12 protein-coding genes are annotated in these 13,428 nt (G+C 69.2%); 3 read left to right on the top strand and 9 right to left on the bottom strand.

Annotated features, from left to right (window positions below; translation table 11 throughout):
- The 9 genes from ASF57_RS06490 to ASF57_RS06450 all read right to left on the bottom strand — a co-directional run bounded on the left by ASF57_RS06490 (position 1) and on the right by ASF57_RS06450 (position 6,814).
- Complete coding sequence (locus ASF57_RS06490; RefSeq protein WP_056184393.1) at positions 1-366, bottom strand: DUF6867 family protein; 366 nt, start codon at positions 364-366, stop codon at positions 1-3.
- A gap of 2 nt (positions 367-368) precedes the next feature.
- Positions 369-1,166: an ABC transporter ATP-binding protein gene (locus ASF57_RS06485; RefSeq protein WP_056481201.1), complete on the bottom strand. Its 798-nt coding sequence runs from the start codon at positions 1,164-1,166 to the stop codon at positions 369-371.
- Complete coding sequence (locus tag ASF57_RS06480; RefSeq protein WP_056481242.1) at positions 1,163-1,975, bottom strand: ATP-binding cassette domain-containing protein; 813 nt, start codon at positions 1,973-1,975, stop codon at positions 1,163-1,165. The genes ASF57_RS06485 and ASF57_RS06480 overlap by 4 nt, the downstream gene beginning before the upstream one ends.
- A 104-nt stretch (positions 1,976-2,079) precedes the next feature.
- Positions 2,080-3,450 carry a high-affinity branched-chain amino acid ABC transporter permease LivM gene (livM, locus tag ASF57_RS06475; protein WP_056184388.1) on the bottom strand — a complete coding sequence of 457 codons (1,371 nt, stop codon included), beginning with the start codon at positions 3,448-3,450 and terminating at the stop codon, positions 2,080-2,082.
- Between the two features lie 3 nt (positions 3,451-3,453).
- The gene (locus ASF57_RS06470; RefSeq protein ID WP_056481199.1) at positions 3,454-4,371 is read right to left on the bottom strand and encodes a branched-chain amino acid ABC transporter permease; all 918 of its coding nucleotides are present in this window, start codon (positions 4,369-4,371) and stop codon (positions 3,454-3,456) included.
- Positions 4,372-4,606: 235 nt separating this feature from the next.
- Positions 4,607-5,020, bottom strand: coding sequence for a hypothetical protein (locus ASF57_RS06465; protein ID WP_056481197.1), 414 nt, complete (start codon positions 5,018-5,020; stop codon positions 4,607-4,609).
- 133 nt (positions 5,021-5,153) lie between these two features.
- Positions 5,154-5,618, bottom strand: coding sequence for a hypothetical protein (locus ASF57_RS06460; RefSeq protein WP_056481195.1), 465 nt, complete (start codon positions 5,616-5,618; stop codon positions 5,154-5,156).
- Positions 5,619-5,719: 101 nt separating this feature from the next.
- Entirely contained in the window at positions 5,720-6,100 is a 381-nt protein-coding gene (locus ASF57_RS06455) for a hypothetical protein (RefSeq protein ID WP_200935828.1), read from the bottom strand.
- 54 nt (positions 6,101-6,154) lie between these two features.
- Positions 6,155-6,814, bottom strand: coding sequence for a hypothetical protein (locus ASF57_RS06450; protein WP_056481193.1), 660 nt, complete (start codon positions 6,812-6,814; stop codon positions 6,155-6,157).
- 179 nt (positions 6,815-6,993) lie between these two features.
- Here ASF57_RS06450 and ASF57_RS06445 point away from each other — a divergent pair, with 179 nt between their 5' ends.
- The 3 genes from ASF57_RS06445 to ASF57_RS06435 all read left to right on the top strand — a co-directional run bounded on the left by ASF57_RS06445 (position 6,994) and on the right by ASF57_RS06435 (position 13,201).
- Positions 6,994-7,662: a response regulator transcription factor gene (locus tag ASF57_RS06445; protein ID WP_056184377.1), complete on the top strand. Its 669-nt coding sequence runs from the start codon at positions 6,994-6,996 to the stop codon at positions 7,660-7,662.
- Positions 7,659-9,098, top strand: a complete 1,440-nt coding sequence (locus tag ASF57_RS06440) for a HAMP domain-containing sensor histidine kinase (protein WP_082503741.1) — start codon at positions 7,659-7,661, stop codon at positions 9,096-9,098. The genes ASF57_RS06445 and ASF57_RS06440 overlap by 4 nt, the downstream gene beginning before the upstream one ends.
- Positions 9,099-9,349: 251 nt before the next feature.
- A complete protein-coding gene (locus tag ASF57_RS06435; RefSeq protein WP_056481191.1) occupies positions 9,350-13,201 on the top strand; it encodes an EAL domain-containing protein in 3,852 nt (1,283 codons plus the stop codon).
- Positions 13,202-13,428 lie beyond the last annotated feature (227 nt).

Here is a 13,428-nt window from a genome sequence, read left to right as displayed (position 1 = left end):
TCACGGCGTCGGCGCGCTCGTCCGGTCCCGCCAGCTCAGCGGTCCGGTGCGCTCGTAGAGCCAGGCATATTGCCGGGTCATCTGTCCGGTGCGGGTGTAGCGATAGGCCACGGCCCCGATGGCCAGGACAACCACCGCGTCGACCAGATAGGCCGGAAGCGACAGCAGCGGGTCCTCGAACAGCGCGTAGTGCAGGAACCGCGTCACCGCCGCGATCAGCAGCAGGGCCAGGGCGCAGTGCCAGAACGGGCGCCAGCCGCGGGCGAGTCCGCTGCCCGTCATCCAGGCGGCACCGCCCCCCATCGCCACGGTAATCAGGAGGAAGATGCCCAGGGTACGCAGATCGAGGCTGAAACCATCGGCCATGCTCAATGCGATCCCCCCTCGAGGTAGGCGGCCTTCACCTGCGGGTCGTCGAGGAGCGCCTGACCGGTGCCGCTCATCGTGACCGCCCCCGTGACCATGACGTAGCCGCGATGCGCGAGCTTGAGGGCATGATAGGCGTTCTGTTCGACGATGAACACGGTCAGGCCCTCGCGGGCGTTGAGGTCGCGCACGGCGGAGAAGATCTGCTTGACCACCAGGGGCGCCAATCCGAGCGAGGGCTCATCGAGCATGAGCAGGCGCGGCCGGCTCATCAGGGCACGGGCGATGGCGAGCATCTGCTGCTCGCCCCCCGACATGGTGCCGCCGCGCTGATCGATGCGCTCCCGCAGGCGCGGGAACAGGGTGCACATGCGCTCGAGGTCCTCGGCGAAGTGCTTGCCGCCGTTGACGGCCGCGCCCATCTGCAGGTTCTCGCGCACCGTCATGCGGGAGAAGATGCGCCGACCTTCGGGAGATTGGGCTAGGTTGAGCCGGGCGATCTCGTGGGTCGGCAGCTTCGTGATGTCCTGGCCCGCGAAGGTGATGGAGCCTTCGCGCGCCTGGGGCTGGCCGAAGATGGTCATCATCAGGGTCGACTTGCCGGCCCCGTTGGCCCCGATCAGGGCGACGATTTCACCCTCGTGCACGTCGATGTCGACGCCCTTCAGGGCGCGGATGCTGCCGTAATAGGCCGAGACGCCGCGCACGCTGAGCAGCGGCGCTTTCGCGCCCTCCCCGTCGGTCTTCCCCATCCGGGCGCGGGTCTCGTCCACCAGCACGTTGATGCCCGCGACGCTCATGCCGTTATTCCCGCCAGACCGACTTCCGCTTCCACCGCCGCCACCTCCTCGTCGTCGACGCCGAGATAGGCCGCGATCACCCGGGTGTCGTTGCGGATCTCGTCCGGCGTGCCGTCCGCGATCTTGATGCCGTAGTCGAGCACCACGATGCGGTCGGAGATCTGCATCACCACCGACATGTCGTGCTCGATCAGCAGGACCGAGGTGTCGTACTCGTCGCGGATCATCCGCAGCAGGGTGTTGAGATCGGCCGATTCCCGCGGGTTGAGGCCGGCCGCCGGCTCGTCGAGGCAGAGCAGCACCGGGTCGGTGCACATGGCGCGGGCGATCTCCAGGCGGCGCTGGTCGCCATAGGGCAGGTCGCCCGCCGGCTCGTCGGCCCGGTGGGTCAGGCCGATGCGTTCGATCCAGCCGGCGGCCTTGGCGATGGCCTGATCCTGCGCGCGGCGATAGCCCGGCAGGCCGAGGATGCCCGCGAGCGAGAAGCCGGACGCCCGCATCAGCGGCTTGTGCATGGCCACCAGCAGGTTCTCCAGCACGGTCATCTGCGGGAACAGCCGGATGTTCTGGAAGGTGCGGGCGACCCGGGCGAGGCGGTTGACGTCGTGGCCCGGCAGGCGCTCCAGCAGGTAGGTCTCGCCACCCGCCTGCGACAAGCGGATCATGCCCTCGGTCGGCTTGTAGAAGCCGGTGATGCAGTTGAAGACCGTGGTCTTGCCGGCGCCGTTCGGACCGATTAGCGCGGTGATGTCGCCGCGCCCGACCTCGAACGACAGGTCGCCCACGGCGGTGAGGCCGCCGAACCGCATGGTAAGGTGGTCGACCACCAGGATCGGGTCGGCCGGGCCGCCGGAAATCGCGGCCGGCGGCGCGTCCTGCAGCGTGGCGAGGCGGGTGGTGCCGGTGGCGAGGCTCATGCGGTGCGCCCTCCCAGGCGGACCGAGGGCGAGCGCTCGGAAATCAACCCGCGCGGGCGCCAGACCATCATGCAGACCATGGCGAGGCCGAACAGCAGCAGGCGGTACTCGTTCGGGTCGAAGCCCTCGCCGAATACCGCCTTGAGGAAGGTGAGATTACGCAGCAGTTCCGGCGCGCCGACCATCACGATGGCGGCGATGGCAACGCCGATCTGGCTGCCCATGCCGCCCAGCACCACGATCGCCAGAATGATCGCGCTCTCGAGGAAGTTGAAGCTCTCGGGGCTGACGAAGCCCTGGCGCACGGCGAAGAACGAGCCGGCGAAGCCCGCGAACATGGCGCCGAGCGCGAAGGCGGTGAGCTTGGTCATGGTGGTGTCGATGCCGAGCGAGCGGCAAGCGATCTCATCCTCGCGCAGGGCCTCCCAGGCGCGGCCCAGCGGCAGGCGGCGCATGCGGAGCGTCACCAGGTTGGTGATCAGCGCCAGGGCGAGGATCAGGTAGTAGAGGAAGACGATCCGGTGCATCGGGCTGAAGCTCAGCCCGAAGGTCTGGGCGAACCCGCCCTCCCCGGCCGTGAACGGGATGCCGAAGAAGCTGGCGCGGGGGATCGAGGACAGGCCGGCGGCGCCGCCGGAGAAGTCGACCCAGTTGATGAGAACGAGGCGGATGATCTCGCCGAAGGCGAGCGTCACGATGGCGAGGTAGTCGCCGCGCAGGCGCAGTACCGGGAAGCCGAGGAGCACACCGAAGGCGGCGGCGAACAGGCCGGCCAGCGGCAGGCAGATCCAGAACGAGAGCCCGAACACCGTGGAGAGCAGCGCGTAGGAATAGGCGCCCACGGCGTAGAAGGCGACGTAGCCGAGGTCGAGCAGCCCGGCGAGGCCGACGACGATGTTCAGGCCCCATCCGAGCATGACGTAGGTGAGGATGAGAATGCCGAGATCGATCCAGTAGCGCCCCTCCGACAGGCCGCCCGAACCGAGGGCGGCGAGCAGCGGCAGGGTCAGCGCGACGGCGAGCGTCACCGGACCGAGCACGCGGCCGGCCCGCCTCGCGACCGGCGCCGCATCGAGGGTCGCGAGACGGTGGACTTCCCGCCGGCGCGCGACCTCGCCGAGCAGCAGGCGCTGGCCGAGGCGCAGCACGAACACGGCGAGACACAAGCCCGCGACGACGCCCCAGCGGCCGGTGAGTTCGAGGCCGGTGCCCTGCCCGAGATCGGTGCGGTAGGCCACCACGGGAATGCTCAACCCGAGCGTCACCAGGGCGAAGAGGGCCGAATCCTTGAGCATCTCAGGGAGCGCCGCGCCGGAGCGCCGGGCGACGGTGGGGGCCACCGCGCCGATGGTCGATCCTGTGGCCATGGTTCAGACCTTCTCGACTTCGGGGCGTCCGAGGATGCCGGATGGTTTGAAGATGAGCACCACGATGAGGATGAGGAACGCGGCCACGTCCTTGTACTCGATGGAGAAATAGGCCGACCAGAAGGTCTCGATCAGCCCGATGATCAGCCCGCCGAGGACGGCGCCGGGAAGCGAGCCGATACCGCCGAGCACCGCCGCCGTGAAGGCTTTCACGCCGGGCACGAACCCGTCCGAGAACGAGACCACACCGTAATAGAGGAGGTAGAGGGTTCCGGCGACGGCGGCGAGGGCGGCGCCCAGCACGAAGGTCAGCGAGATGGTCCGGTCGACGTTGATGCCGAGCAAGGCCGCCATGCGCCGGTCCTGCTCACAGGCGCGCTGGGCCCGGCCGAACGAGGTACGCTGGACGAGGTACCAGAAGCCGGCGAGCAGGAGCGCCGTCGTCGTCATGATGATCGCCTGCTTGTAGGACAGGGTCACGGTGTATTGCTCGTTTTGGTACAGCACGATCACGTCGCGGACGAGGGGCGGAACCGGCTTGTTGCGGGCGCCCTGCACCACCTGGACGAAGTTCGACAGGAAGATCGAGACGCCGATGGCCGAGATCAGCGGTGCGAGGCGGAACGAGCCGCGCAAGGGACGGTAGGCTACCCGCTCGATGGCCCAGCCCCAGAGCGCGGTCAGGATCATCGCCAGGACCAGCACGATGAGGAACACCAGGGCGACCGATGTGAGTCCGAGCCAGGTGGTCAGGATCAGGAAGAAGATCAGCGCGATGAAGGATGACAGCATGAAGACGTCGCCGTGGGCGAAGTTCACCATGCCGATGATGCCGAAGACCATGGTGTAGCCGAGCGCGATCAGCCCGTAGATCGACCCGAGCGTCAGGCCGTTGATGAACTGCTGGGCGAAAAATTCCATGTACCGGCCTTCGTTTCGACGCCGCGGCCATTCGCGAATGAGATGTGAGAACGGGGATAGCATGTGCGAATGGCATGCCAGCCTGGAATGTTCTGAACAAACGCCTCCGGTCAATCCTCACCGCGGCGCGACGCTTGAGCCTCCCCGATTCCTGAAACGCGAACGGCCCGGCGCGTGGAGCGCCGGGCCGTCGAACGGAAGCGTCGGAGTCCGGTGCCTTCGGCACCGGTCGGACTTACTTGAGCAGCGAGACCAGGGTCTTGCCGGCGGGGGTCTTCAACTCCTTGGCGTCGAGGGTGCCGTCGTTGTCCGGATCGGCGGCCTTGAAGCGGGCCTCCACGAGGGCGAGGTACTCGGCCTTGTCCAGGGTACCGTCCGAATCCGGATCGGCGGCCTTCAGGGCCTTCTTGCTGACCCGGCCCTTGAGCTCCTTGGTATCCAGAGTGCCATCCTTGTCGGATTCCAGCTTGTCGAACAGCGCGCCGGCCACGGCCTGGGCTTCCTTGAGATCGATGGTGCCGTCGTTGTCGGTGTCGACCATCGTGATCACCTTCGCGGTGCTGGCTTCCTTGGCCGAAGCCGGGATGGCCAGGGGAAGCGCGAGGGCGGCGGCACCGAGGATGCCGGCGAGACGGGACAGGTTGGACATGCAGAGAACTCCGTATCAGCAATAACGATTGCCAATCTATCACGCCGAAACGGATCGGCGAAAGATTCATGTTGCAACGCGGTATCGCTTCCAGACTGCTGGTCCCGCTCCCGCCCCGCCCTATGGCAGGCGATCAGTCCATTACGGTGGCGCCGTTGGATATCGTCTTGGTCTTGCGGATCACCCCCGCGAAGGTGACGTGCGCCTCGAAATGCCCGCCGTCCTTCCGAGCATGGATTTCGAAATGCTTCGGCTTGCGCCGGGCCTCCCCGTCGACCTGATAGCCCGCCTGCCGCAACGCCGCGAGAGCGAGCGCCGGATCGGCCTTCCCCGCATCTCCGTCCTCGGGACGAGACCGGGGGATGCGGTGCCGCGTGCCGTCCGGAGCCGTGATGGCGCTGGCCTTGATCTCCGAGGGTTTTTGCTCGCCGGTTACCGCGATGGCATCGCCCGGCTTCAGGGTCGCCGCTGCGCGGGCGAGCGCCTCGGCGCCCTCCGGGCCGAGATCCACGAGGACGCGGCCTTCGGGGCACTCGAGTGCGAGGCGATGGCCGAACAGGGCCCAGATGGTTCCGTGCGTGCTGCGTGATGGGGACATGGGCTGATGGTGCTTCCTTGAGATTGGGGGCAAACCGGGATGCAGGCAGGCCGAGATGCGGCGGCTTCGGGAACCGCCGCACCGGTCCTGGGGTGCGGGGATCAGCGGGCCTCAGGCTTGGCAGTCTCAGGTTTGGCAGTCTCCGGCTTGGCAGTCTCCGGCTTGTGACCTTCGGGCTTCGAAGGGTCCGGCTTCGGTAGTGCGGCTAGGCGGTCGAGCATCTGCAGGGTGAGATCGGCACAGGCCCTCATGGGCTCGTCGTCGACACATTTGACGTCGACGGCGATTTCGCCCCGTTCCAGGCGGAAATGCGCGGCCTTTGGCGGGGGCGGCGGCGCATCGGGGCCGCGACGAGGGCCGCCCGGAGGCGCACCGGCCTCCGGTCCGGGGCGCGGACCACCGGGCGGCGGGGCCGGCTGGGCGACGGCCGCGCCGGCAACGAGGATCGTGGCGGCGGCGAGAAGGGCTGTGGTCTTCGTCATGATGGACGTCCTGTCCGGGGAGATCGAAGGGTGGGGAATGGTGTCACAGGGCGTTCAGAACACCCGCTTTTCGCGGACCTGACCGTCGAAGCCGACATGGAGCTGGCGCTCGCGCCCATCGCTGCCGCGTGCGGCGACCTCGAGGTGACGCGGCCCCCGGCCGGTGACCCGAATGTCGGAGTAGCCGGCCGCCGCGACGCCGGCGGTCAGGGCCGGCACGTCGGGCTTTGCCCCGAGGCCGACCTTGTCCTTGGCCCAGTCGAGGGTTCCGGCGGGCGGGCCGCCGGCGGGGCCGATGCGGACTTGGCTGCCATCGGCGCGGGTGATGAGCAGGGCGTGAAGGAAGCCGTTCTCGAACCGGCCCTGCACGGTGACGGCCTCGCCCGGCTTGACGAGGGTGCCTCCCTCTCCCTGGCGCCCGGTCTCCACCAGTGCCTTGCCGGTCTCGTCCTGCATCACGAACTTGTTGCCGTAGATCTCGGCGACGTCGCCCTTGGCGGCGATCGAGCCCGAGGCCTTCAGGGCGGAGATCGCGGTGGGCGCCACCGGCGTCATCACCGAGGCGCCGGTCTGGGCCAGCGACAGGCCGACCGCGCCGAAGGCGAGGGGCGCCGCGATGGCGCCGACGACGAGGCCGCGGCGCGAGCGCTTCGGGGCCGGGGTGAGGGTCGGCGTGGGGCTGGCGGGTGTGCTGCTCTGCAGAGTCTCGGTCATGGTGGCCTGTCCTTCCGGGGTTCGACGGTGGCCCTCTCGGGTTGACGGCGTTCTAGGTCGGGGCCTCCAACCCGATCTGAACCGGACGGTTCAGCCCCCGTTAAACGACGCGGCTTAGGCCGCTCCCGCACGCCTGCCCTGCCCTCGCTTCCCGCCCTTCCATCCCCGGACCCGACTCCATGAAACTCCTGCTGGTGGAGGATGACGCGCCGCTAGCCGCCGAGATCGCCAAGGCGCTCCGGGCCGAGAACTTCGCCCTGGACCACGCCGTCAATGGCGAGGACGCGCAGCATCTCGGTGAGACCGAGACCTACGACGCCGTGGTGCTCGATCTCGGCCTGCCGAGGCGCGACGGCCTCTCCGTCCTGCAGGCCTGGCGCATCGCGGGGCTCACCGTCCCTGTGCTCATCCTCACGGCCCGGGACGGTTGGAGCGACAAGGTCGCGGGCTTCAAGGCGGGTGCCGACGACTTCCTGGTCAAGCCGTTTCGGGTCGAGGAACTGGTGATCCGCCTGAGGGCTCTGGTACGCCGGGCGAGCGCGCATGGGGCGTCCCGCGTCACCTGCGGTCCCCTTTCCTACGAATCCGGCCTCGGCACCTTCGAGCGCGACGGCCTGCCCCTCAGGCTCACCGGCCTCGAATGGCGGGTCCTGTCCTGTCTGATCCTGCACAAGGACGGGGTGATGCCGCGCAGCCAGCTCATCGAACGGGTCTATGACGGCGATGCCGACGTCGATTCAAACTCGGTCGAGGTCATCATCACGCGCCTGCGCCGCAAGATCGCCCCCGCGCGGATCGAGGGCGTGCGCGGCCATGGCTATCGGCTGCTGCCGGGCGATCCCGCATGACGCCGCCACCCTCGGGGCGGGGTCCGCGGCCTGCCGGGCTGACGAAGCCCGCTGCGCCGGACAAGCCCAGTCCACCTGCAAAGCCCGCCGGGCTTCTCCAGCTCGGGTCCCTCCAGCGCCGGCTGCTGCTGGCCGCCCTGGCCTTCGTCACCCTCGCGCTGGTGGTCGCCGGCCTGGCGATCGGGGTGATCCTGCACCGCTTCGTGCGGGCGCAGCTCGACAGCCGACTCGACAGCCAGCTCGTCGCCATCGCGGCGAGTTTGGAACGCGGCCCCGGCGAGCACCTCCGCCTCGACCGCACCCTCGATGGCCCGCCCTTCGACCGCCCGCGCTCGGGCTGGTACTGGCAGGTCCGGCAGGGGCGCACCACGCTGCGGGCGGACTCCCTCGAAGGGCGCGACCTTCCCGTACCGGATCGGCCGGCACATGATCCCGACCCGGACCGCGCCCAGCCCGGCGACGCGGCAGGTCCCTGGGGTGACGCGCTCATCCTGCGGACGCGCGTGCTGCCCGCTGAGGCGGGCCGTCCGCCGGTGATTCTCGTCGCGTCCGCCCCCGCCCAGGCCCTCAACGGCCCCTTGCGCGAGGCGGGCCGTGCCCTCGCCGCCATCCTGGGCATCCTCGGACTCTGCCTCGTAGCCGGCACCGTGGCGCAGGTTCGCCTCGGCCTGCGCCCCCTGGAGCGCCTGCGCCGGGACATCGCCGAGGTCCGGGCCGGCCGGCGCCCCCGCATTCCCGGCCAGCAGCCCGCCGAGATCCGTCCCCTGGTGACGGAGGTGAATGCTCTGCTCGACCAGAACGCCGCCAACCTCGAACGGGCGCGCACCCATGTGGCGAATCTCGCCCATGGCCTGAAGACGCCGCTGGCCACCCTCACTCTCGCCCTGTCCGACCGAACGCGCGACCCGGATGGCGGTCTGGCGGCTCTCGTTGCGGCCATGGACCGGCAGGTGCGCCATCATCTGCGGCGCGCGCGCACCGCCGCCCTCGGCGGCGCGACCCGCGCCAGGACCGATCTCGCCGGCCCCCTGTCCGACCTGCGCACCACCTTCGGCCGGCTCTATGCCGAGAAGACGCTGGTCATCGATCTCGATCTTCCGGAGGGACTTGCGGCGGCCTGCGACCCCCAGGACATCGACGAGATGCTGGGCAACCTCATCGACAATGCCTGCCAGTGGAGCCGCGGCTGGGTCCGCATCGCCGGACGGCCCGCCGAGGCCGGCGTCACCCTGACGGTGGAGGATGACGGCCCCGGACTGGATGCCGCCGCCGCCGCGCGGGCGATCCGGCCCGGCGGGCGCCTCGACGAGAGCGTTCCGGGCCATGGCTTCGGTCTGTCGATCACCACTGAACTCGCGGAACTCTACGGCGGAGGGCTCCAACTCGGACGCTCTGATCTCGGAGGCTTGAGCGCCCGGCTGCAACTGCCGGCCTGATCCGGCCCCGGAGCGATCCTGGCGAGAGGCGGATCGGGCCCGTGCCCACTGCCAATCCGGGCGCGCCCGTATAAACGAACGTTAAAGGCTGCTGCCGCATGATCGGACGTCGGCGACTCTGTAGGGGGCTCCCGCAGGTCACCGACGGCAATCATGCCGCTGCGGGAGCCTGTCATCGACACCGGCTTCTGCAGGCATTCGGGAGACACGCGGATGTGCCGCGGGCCGCGGGTCGGCGAGAGGGAAGTGACGTGCCGAGCGCCCCCGTCGAGACGCAGCGTCTGGCGATCCTGAACGATCTGGGGCTGCTGGAGAGCCCGCCGGAGGCGCATCTCGATGCCGTCTGCCGCATGGCCTGCGCCCTGTTCGGCGTGCCCATCGCCCTCGTGAACCTGGCGGGCAGCGAGACCTACACCCTGAAGGCCCGCTGCGGCATCGCTGAGAGCGGACCCCTACCGCGCGCTGGCGCCTTCTGCGACCGCACCATCCTGGGAGAGCCGGGGGCGGTGCTGGTGCTTCCCGACCTCCTGGCCGATGCCGAATTCGCGGTCAGCCCCCTCGTCACCAGGGCGCCCCATGCCCGCTTCTACGCCGGCGTTCCGCTGGTCCTGTCGGATGGCCTGCCGCTGGGCACGCTCTGCGTGATCGACACCGTCCCGCGCGACGATTTCGATGCGGTCAGCGCGTCACGCCTGCGCGACCTCGGGACGATCGTCGAGGCTCACCTGCGTCTCACCGCTGCCCAGCGCGCGAGCGAGGCCGAGCGGGCCGAGCGCCACCGGGCCGAAACGCTGCTGGCCGCGAAGGCCGCCGATCTCAAGCTCGTGGTCAGCGCTCAACGGATGACCGAATCCGTCGCCCATATCGGGTATTGGCGCATCCATCCGAAGACCCGCATCGTCTCCTGGTCCGAGGGCGTCTGCGGCGTCTTCGGACGTCCGATGCCGCCCGGTGGCGAGATCCCCCTGGAGCGCCACCTCGGCTACTATCATCCGGACGACCGTGCGGCGGTGGCCGCGCGCATCGATGCGGCCCTGGACGAGGCGGGACCCGACAGCGCGACCTACCAGGGACGGGCGCGGATCGTCCGGCCGGACGGAAGCCTGTGCCACGCCATCGTCCAGGGCGTCGCCGAACGGGCCTTGGCCGGCGGGCAGGTGGCGCTCTACGGCCTCATCCTCGACGTCACCGACCTCGTCACGTCCGAGGCCCAGCTCCGCGAAAAGGATCTGCGCCTGCGCGCCATCCTGGAGAATATGGACCAGGGGCTGGTGATGCTTGATGCCCAGGGTTGCGTGCGCCTGCTCAATCCCCGGGCGCAGCAGCTCCTCGCGCTGCCGGACACCGTCCTGCGGGAATCCGCGCCCCTGTCCGAGATCCTCGCCGTCTTGTCCGGACGGGGCGACCTCGCCGCGGCGGTCTTTCCGGAGGGGCCGCCGCGGCTGCGCGACGCGGCAGGTGCCTGGGCGCCGCTGCGATTCGATTGGCGCCGGCCCAATGGTGCGACCCTGGAGGTTCGGGGCGTGACCCTGCCGGATGGTGGGATCGTCCACACCTTTACCGATGTCACCGAGCATCGCGCGGCCGAGGCCCGGACTCAGGACGGCGAGCGGCGCTACCGGCTCCTGGCGGATTCCGTCTCCGACATGATCGTCCGCCGCAGCGTCGCCGCGTCGAGCGAGGGGGATGCTCCGAGCCTGGATGTCCCTGCCCGGGATGTTCGCACCTACGTCTCCCCCGCGTCGCAGGACCTCCTCGGCTACACCCCCGAGGAGATGCTGCGCCTTCCCTTGAATGACTCGCTCCATCCCGATGACAGGGCCGCCACGCTAGGGTTTCTCGAGGGCTTCCGGACCGGCCGGACCGAGGGCGGGCGCATCACCCATCGCCTTCGGCACCGGGATGGGCGCTGGATCTGGATCGAGGCCCAGACGCGGCTCGTGCGCGACGCGGCCGGGCGTCCCCACGAGACCATCACGGCCGCGCGCGACGTCAGCGAGCGGATGGCGGCCGAGCAGGCCCTGCGCCTCGGTGAGGCGCGTTACCGGGCGCTTGCCGATTCCCTGCCGCAGATCGTCTGGGTGGTGTCCCTCCGGGACGGGGAGGCCACCTACGTCAACCAGCGCTTCGAGAACTTCTACGGCCCGATCGGTTCGGCGCGCGCGGCCCGCCTGGCCTGCAACCATCCCGACGATGCCGAGCGGATGGAGCAGGCTTTTCGCGAGGCCTCGCGGGAGGGCGATCCCTACGAGGTCGAGGGACGCCTGCGCCGGCAGGACGGCGCCTATCGCTGGCACAAGCTGGTGATGCTGCCGATCCGGGAGGACGGCGTCGTGGTGGGCCTGCTCGGGACCGCCCTGGACATCGACGACATCGTTACGGCACGCAAAGCCCTGGAGGAGACCTCGAACCTGCTGCGGCTCGCCCAGGAATCGGCGGGAGCCGGCCTCTGGTCATGGGACTTGAGGGAGGGCATCGTCCGTCTCTCGGCCGACAGCGCGCGGATGTACGGCTTGCCGGTCAAGGACGGGCAAACCGCCGACGCGCCGGTCGAGGTCGCCGTGGCCGAATGGGACGGCTGCATCCACCCGGACGATGTTCCCGTCCTGTACGGACACATCTACCGCTCCCTCGCGGACGGCACTTCCTACAACTGCGAGTTCCGTCTGGCGGTGCCGGACGGGGTCCCGCAACGCTGGCTGCAATCCTTCGCCCGCATCGTTCGGGATACGGAGAGCGACGATCCCCTCCGGGTGGTGGGGCTCACCATGGATATCACCGAGCGCAAGCTGGCCGAGGGCCGCATCGCCCACATGGCGCTGCATGACGGGCTGACCGGGTTGCCGAACCGTCTTCTGTTCAAGGAGCGCCTGAACCGCGAACTCGCCCGCGCCGACCGGCGGACCGACGGCTTTGCAGGCTTCGCCGTGCTGGCTTGCGACCTCGACCGCTTCAAGGCGGTCAACGACACCCTCGGTCACCCGGCCGGCGACGCCCTCCTGCGCGTCGTCACCGAGCGCCTGAATGCCGTGGTCCGGGTGGGCGATACCGTCGCCCGCCTCGGAGGCGACGAGTTCGCCGTCATCCTGGTCGATCTCGACGATCCCCAGGCGGCCGGGCTCGCCGCCCGGCGCATCATCGAATCCCTCGAGCAGCCGGTGGATCTCGACGGCCACCGCGTCGGTATCGGCGTCAGCGTCGGCATCGGCCTCGGCATCCAGGACGGCGTCGACGCCGATACCCTGTTCCGGAATGCCGACATCGCGCTGTATCGAGCCAAGACCGCGGGTCGCAACACCTACCGGTTCTACGAGGCGGCGATGGATGCCGCCACCACCCAGCGCAATCTGCTCGAACTCGAGATGCGGGAGGCGGTCCGGGTCGGAGGCTTCAGTCTGGTCTATCAGCCGGTGCTTCATCTCGACAGCGGCACGGTCCGGGGCTTCGAGGCCCTGTTGCGGTGGCCGCATCCGGTTCGCGGGATGATCGCGCCGGGCGAATTCATTCCGCTGGCCGAAGAGTCCGGGCTGATCCGCCAACTCGGGACCTGGGCCCTGCGTCAGGCCTGCATCGAGGCCGCCTCCTGGCCGGGCGACATGCGCATCGCAGTCAACGTATCCGCCGTGCAGTTCGGGCAATCCGCCCTGGAGCAGAGCGTGATCGGGGCGCTGTCCGCCTCCGGGCTGCCCGCGCGGCGTCTGGAGCTGGAGATCACCGAGAGCGTGTTGATGCAGGACGCCGAGGCCGTGATTGCCTGCCTTCATCGCCTGCGGGCGCTCGGCGTGCGCATCGCTCTCGACGATTTCGGCACCGGCTACTCCTCCTTGAGCTACCTGCGACGGTTTCCATTCGACAGGATCAAGATCGACCGGTCGTTCGTCCGAGAAATCGCCGATCCGGGCACGGCCGCGATCGTTCGGGCGGTGGTCGGCCTGGGGACCCAGCTCGGCGCCAGCATCACGGCGGAGGGTATCGAGACCGACGAACAGCTGGCGCGGGTGCGCCAGGAAGGCTGTACCGAGGCGCAGGGATTTCTGATCAGCACGCCCCTGCCGGCAGACGAAGCGAGGCGCTTCCTCGTCCGCTGCCGCGATGCCGCCTGACCGGGCTGTCGCTTTTCCGTCATGACGCTGTTGACAGGCGCTGGGTCTGTGGGTATACCCCCTTCATCGGCGAGCGGCCAAGGCGATTGGCGGCTTGCTTTTACATCTCCTGACTGTTGATGGGTTGTCGCCTGGTGATCTGGGCGGTATTTCTGTCTGTTGTTGGTGTTCTTTGACAAGTGAATCTGAGAAAGAGAAGCGTGGGCGGCGATTATTGTCCTTGCGGA

Source organism: Methylobacterium sp. Leaf117 (assembly GCF_001422985.1).
Lineage (GTDB): Bacteria > Pseudomonadota > Alphaproteobacteria > Rhizobiales > Beijerinckiaceae > Methylobacterium.
The sequence above is the reverse complement of the archived record's forward strand: the minus strand, read 5'-3'. Positions and strand labels throughout refer to the sequence as shown.

Coding starts and splice junctions, on each gene's coding strand:
- ASF57_RS06485 (WP_056481201.1), bottom strand. CDS start 1,166: ATGAGCGTCGCGGGCATCAACGTGCTGGTGGACGAGACCCGCGCCCGG.
- ASF57_RS06440 (WP_082503741.1), top strand. CDS start 7,659: ATGACGCCGCCACCCTCGGGGCGGGGTCCGCGGCCTGCCGGGCTGACG.
- ASF57_RS06445 (WP_056184377.1), top strand. CDS start 6,994: ATGAAACTCCTGCTGGTGGAGGATGACGCGCCGCTAGCCGCCGAGATC.
- ASF57_RS06490 (WP_056184393.1), bottom strand. CDS start 366: ATGGCCGATGGTTTCAGCCTCGATCTGCGTACCCTGGGCATCTTCCTC.
- ASF57_RS06460 (WP_056481195.1), bottom strand. CDS start 5,618: ATGTCCCCATCACGCAGCACGCACGGAACCATCTGGGCCCTGTTCGGC.
- ASF57_RS06470 (WP_056481199.1), bottom strand. CDS start 4,371: ATGGAATTTTTCGCCCAGCAGTTCATCAACGGCCTGACGCTCGGGTCG.
- ASF57_RS06480 (WP_056481242.1), bottom strand. CDS start 1,975: ATGCGGTTCGGCGGCCTCACCGCCGTGGGCGACCTGTCGTTCGAGGTC.
- livM (WP_056184388.1), bottom strand. CDS start 3,450: ATGGCCACAGGATCGACCATCGGCGCGGTGGCCCCCACCGTCGCCCGG.
- ASF57_RS06450 (WP_056481193.1), bottom strand. CDS start 6,814: ATGACCGAGACTCTGCAGAGCAGCACACCCGCCAGCCCCACGCCGACC.
- ASF57_RS06465 (WP_056481197.1), bottom strand. CDS start 5,020: ATGTCCAACCTGTCCCGTCTCGCCGGCATCCTCGGTGCCGCCGCCCTC.
- ASF57_RS06455 (WP_200935828.1), bottom strand. CDS start 6,100: ATGACGAAGACCACAGCCCTTCTCGCCGCCGCCACGATCCTCGTTGCC.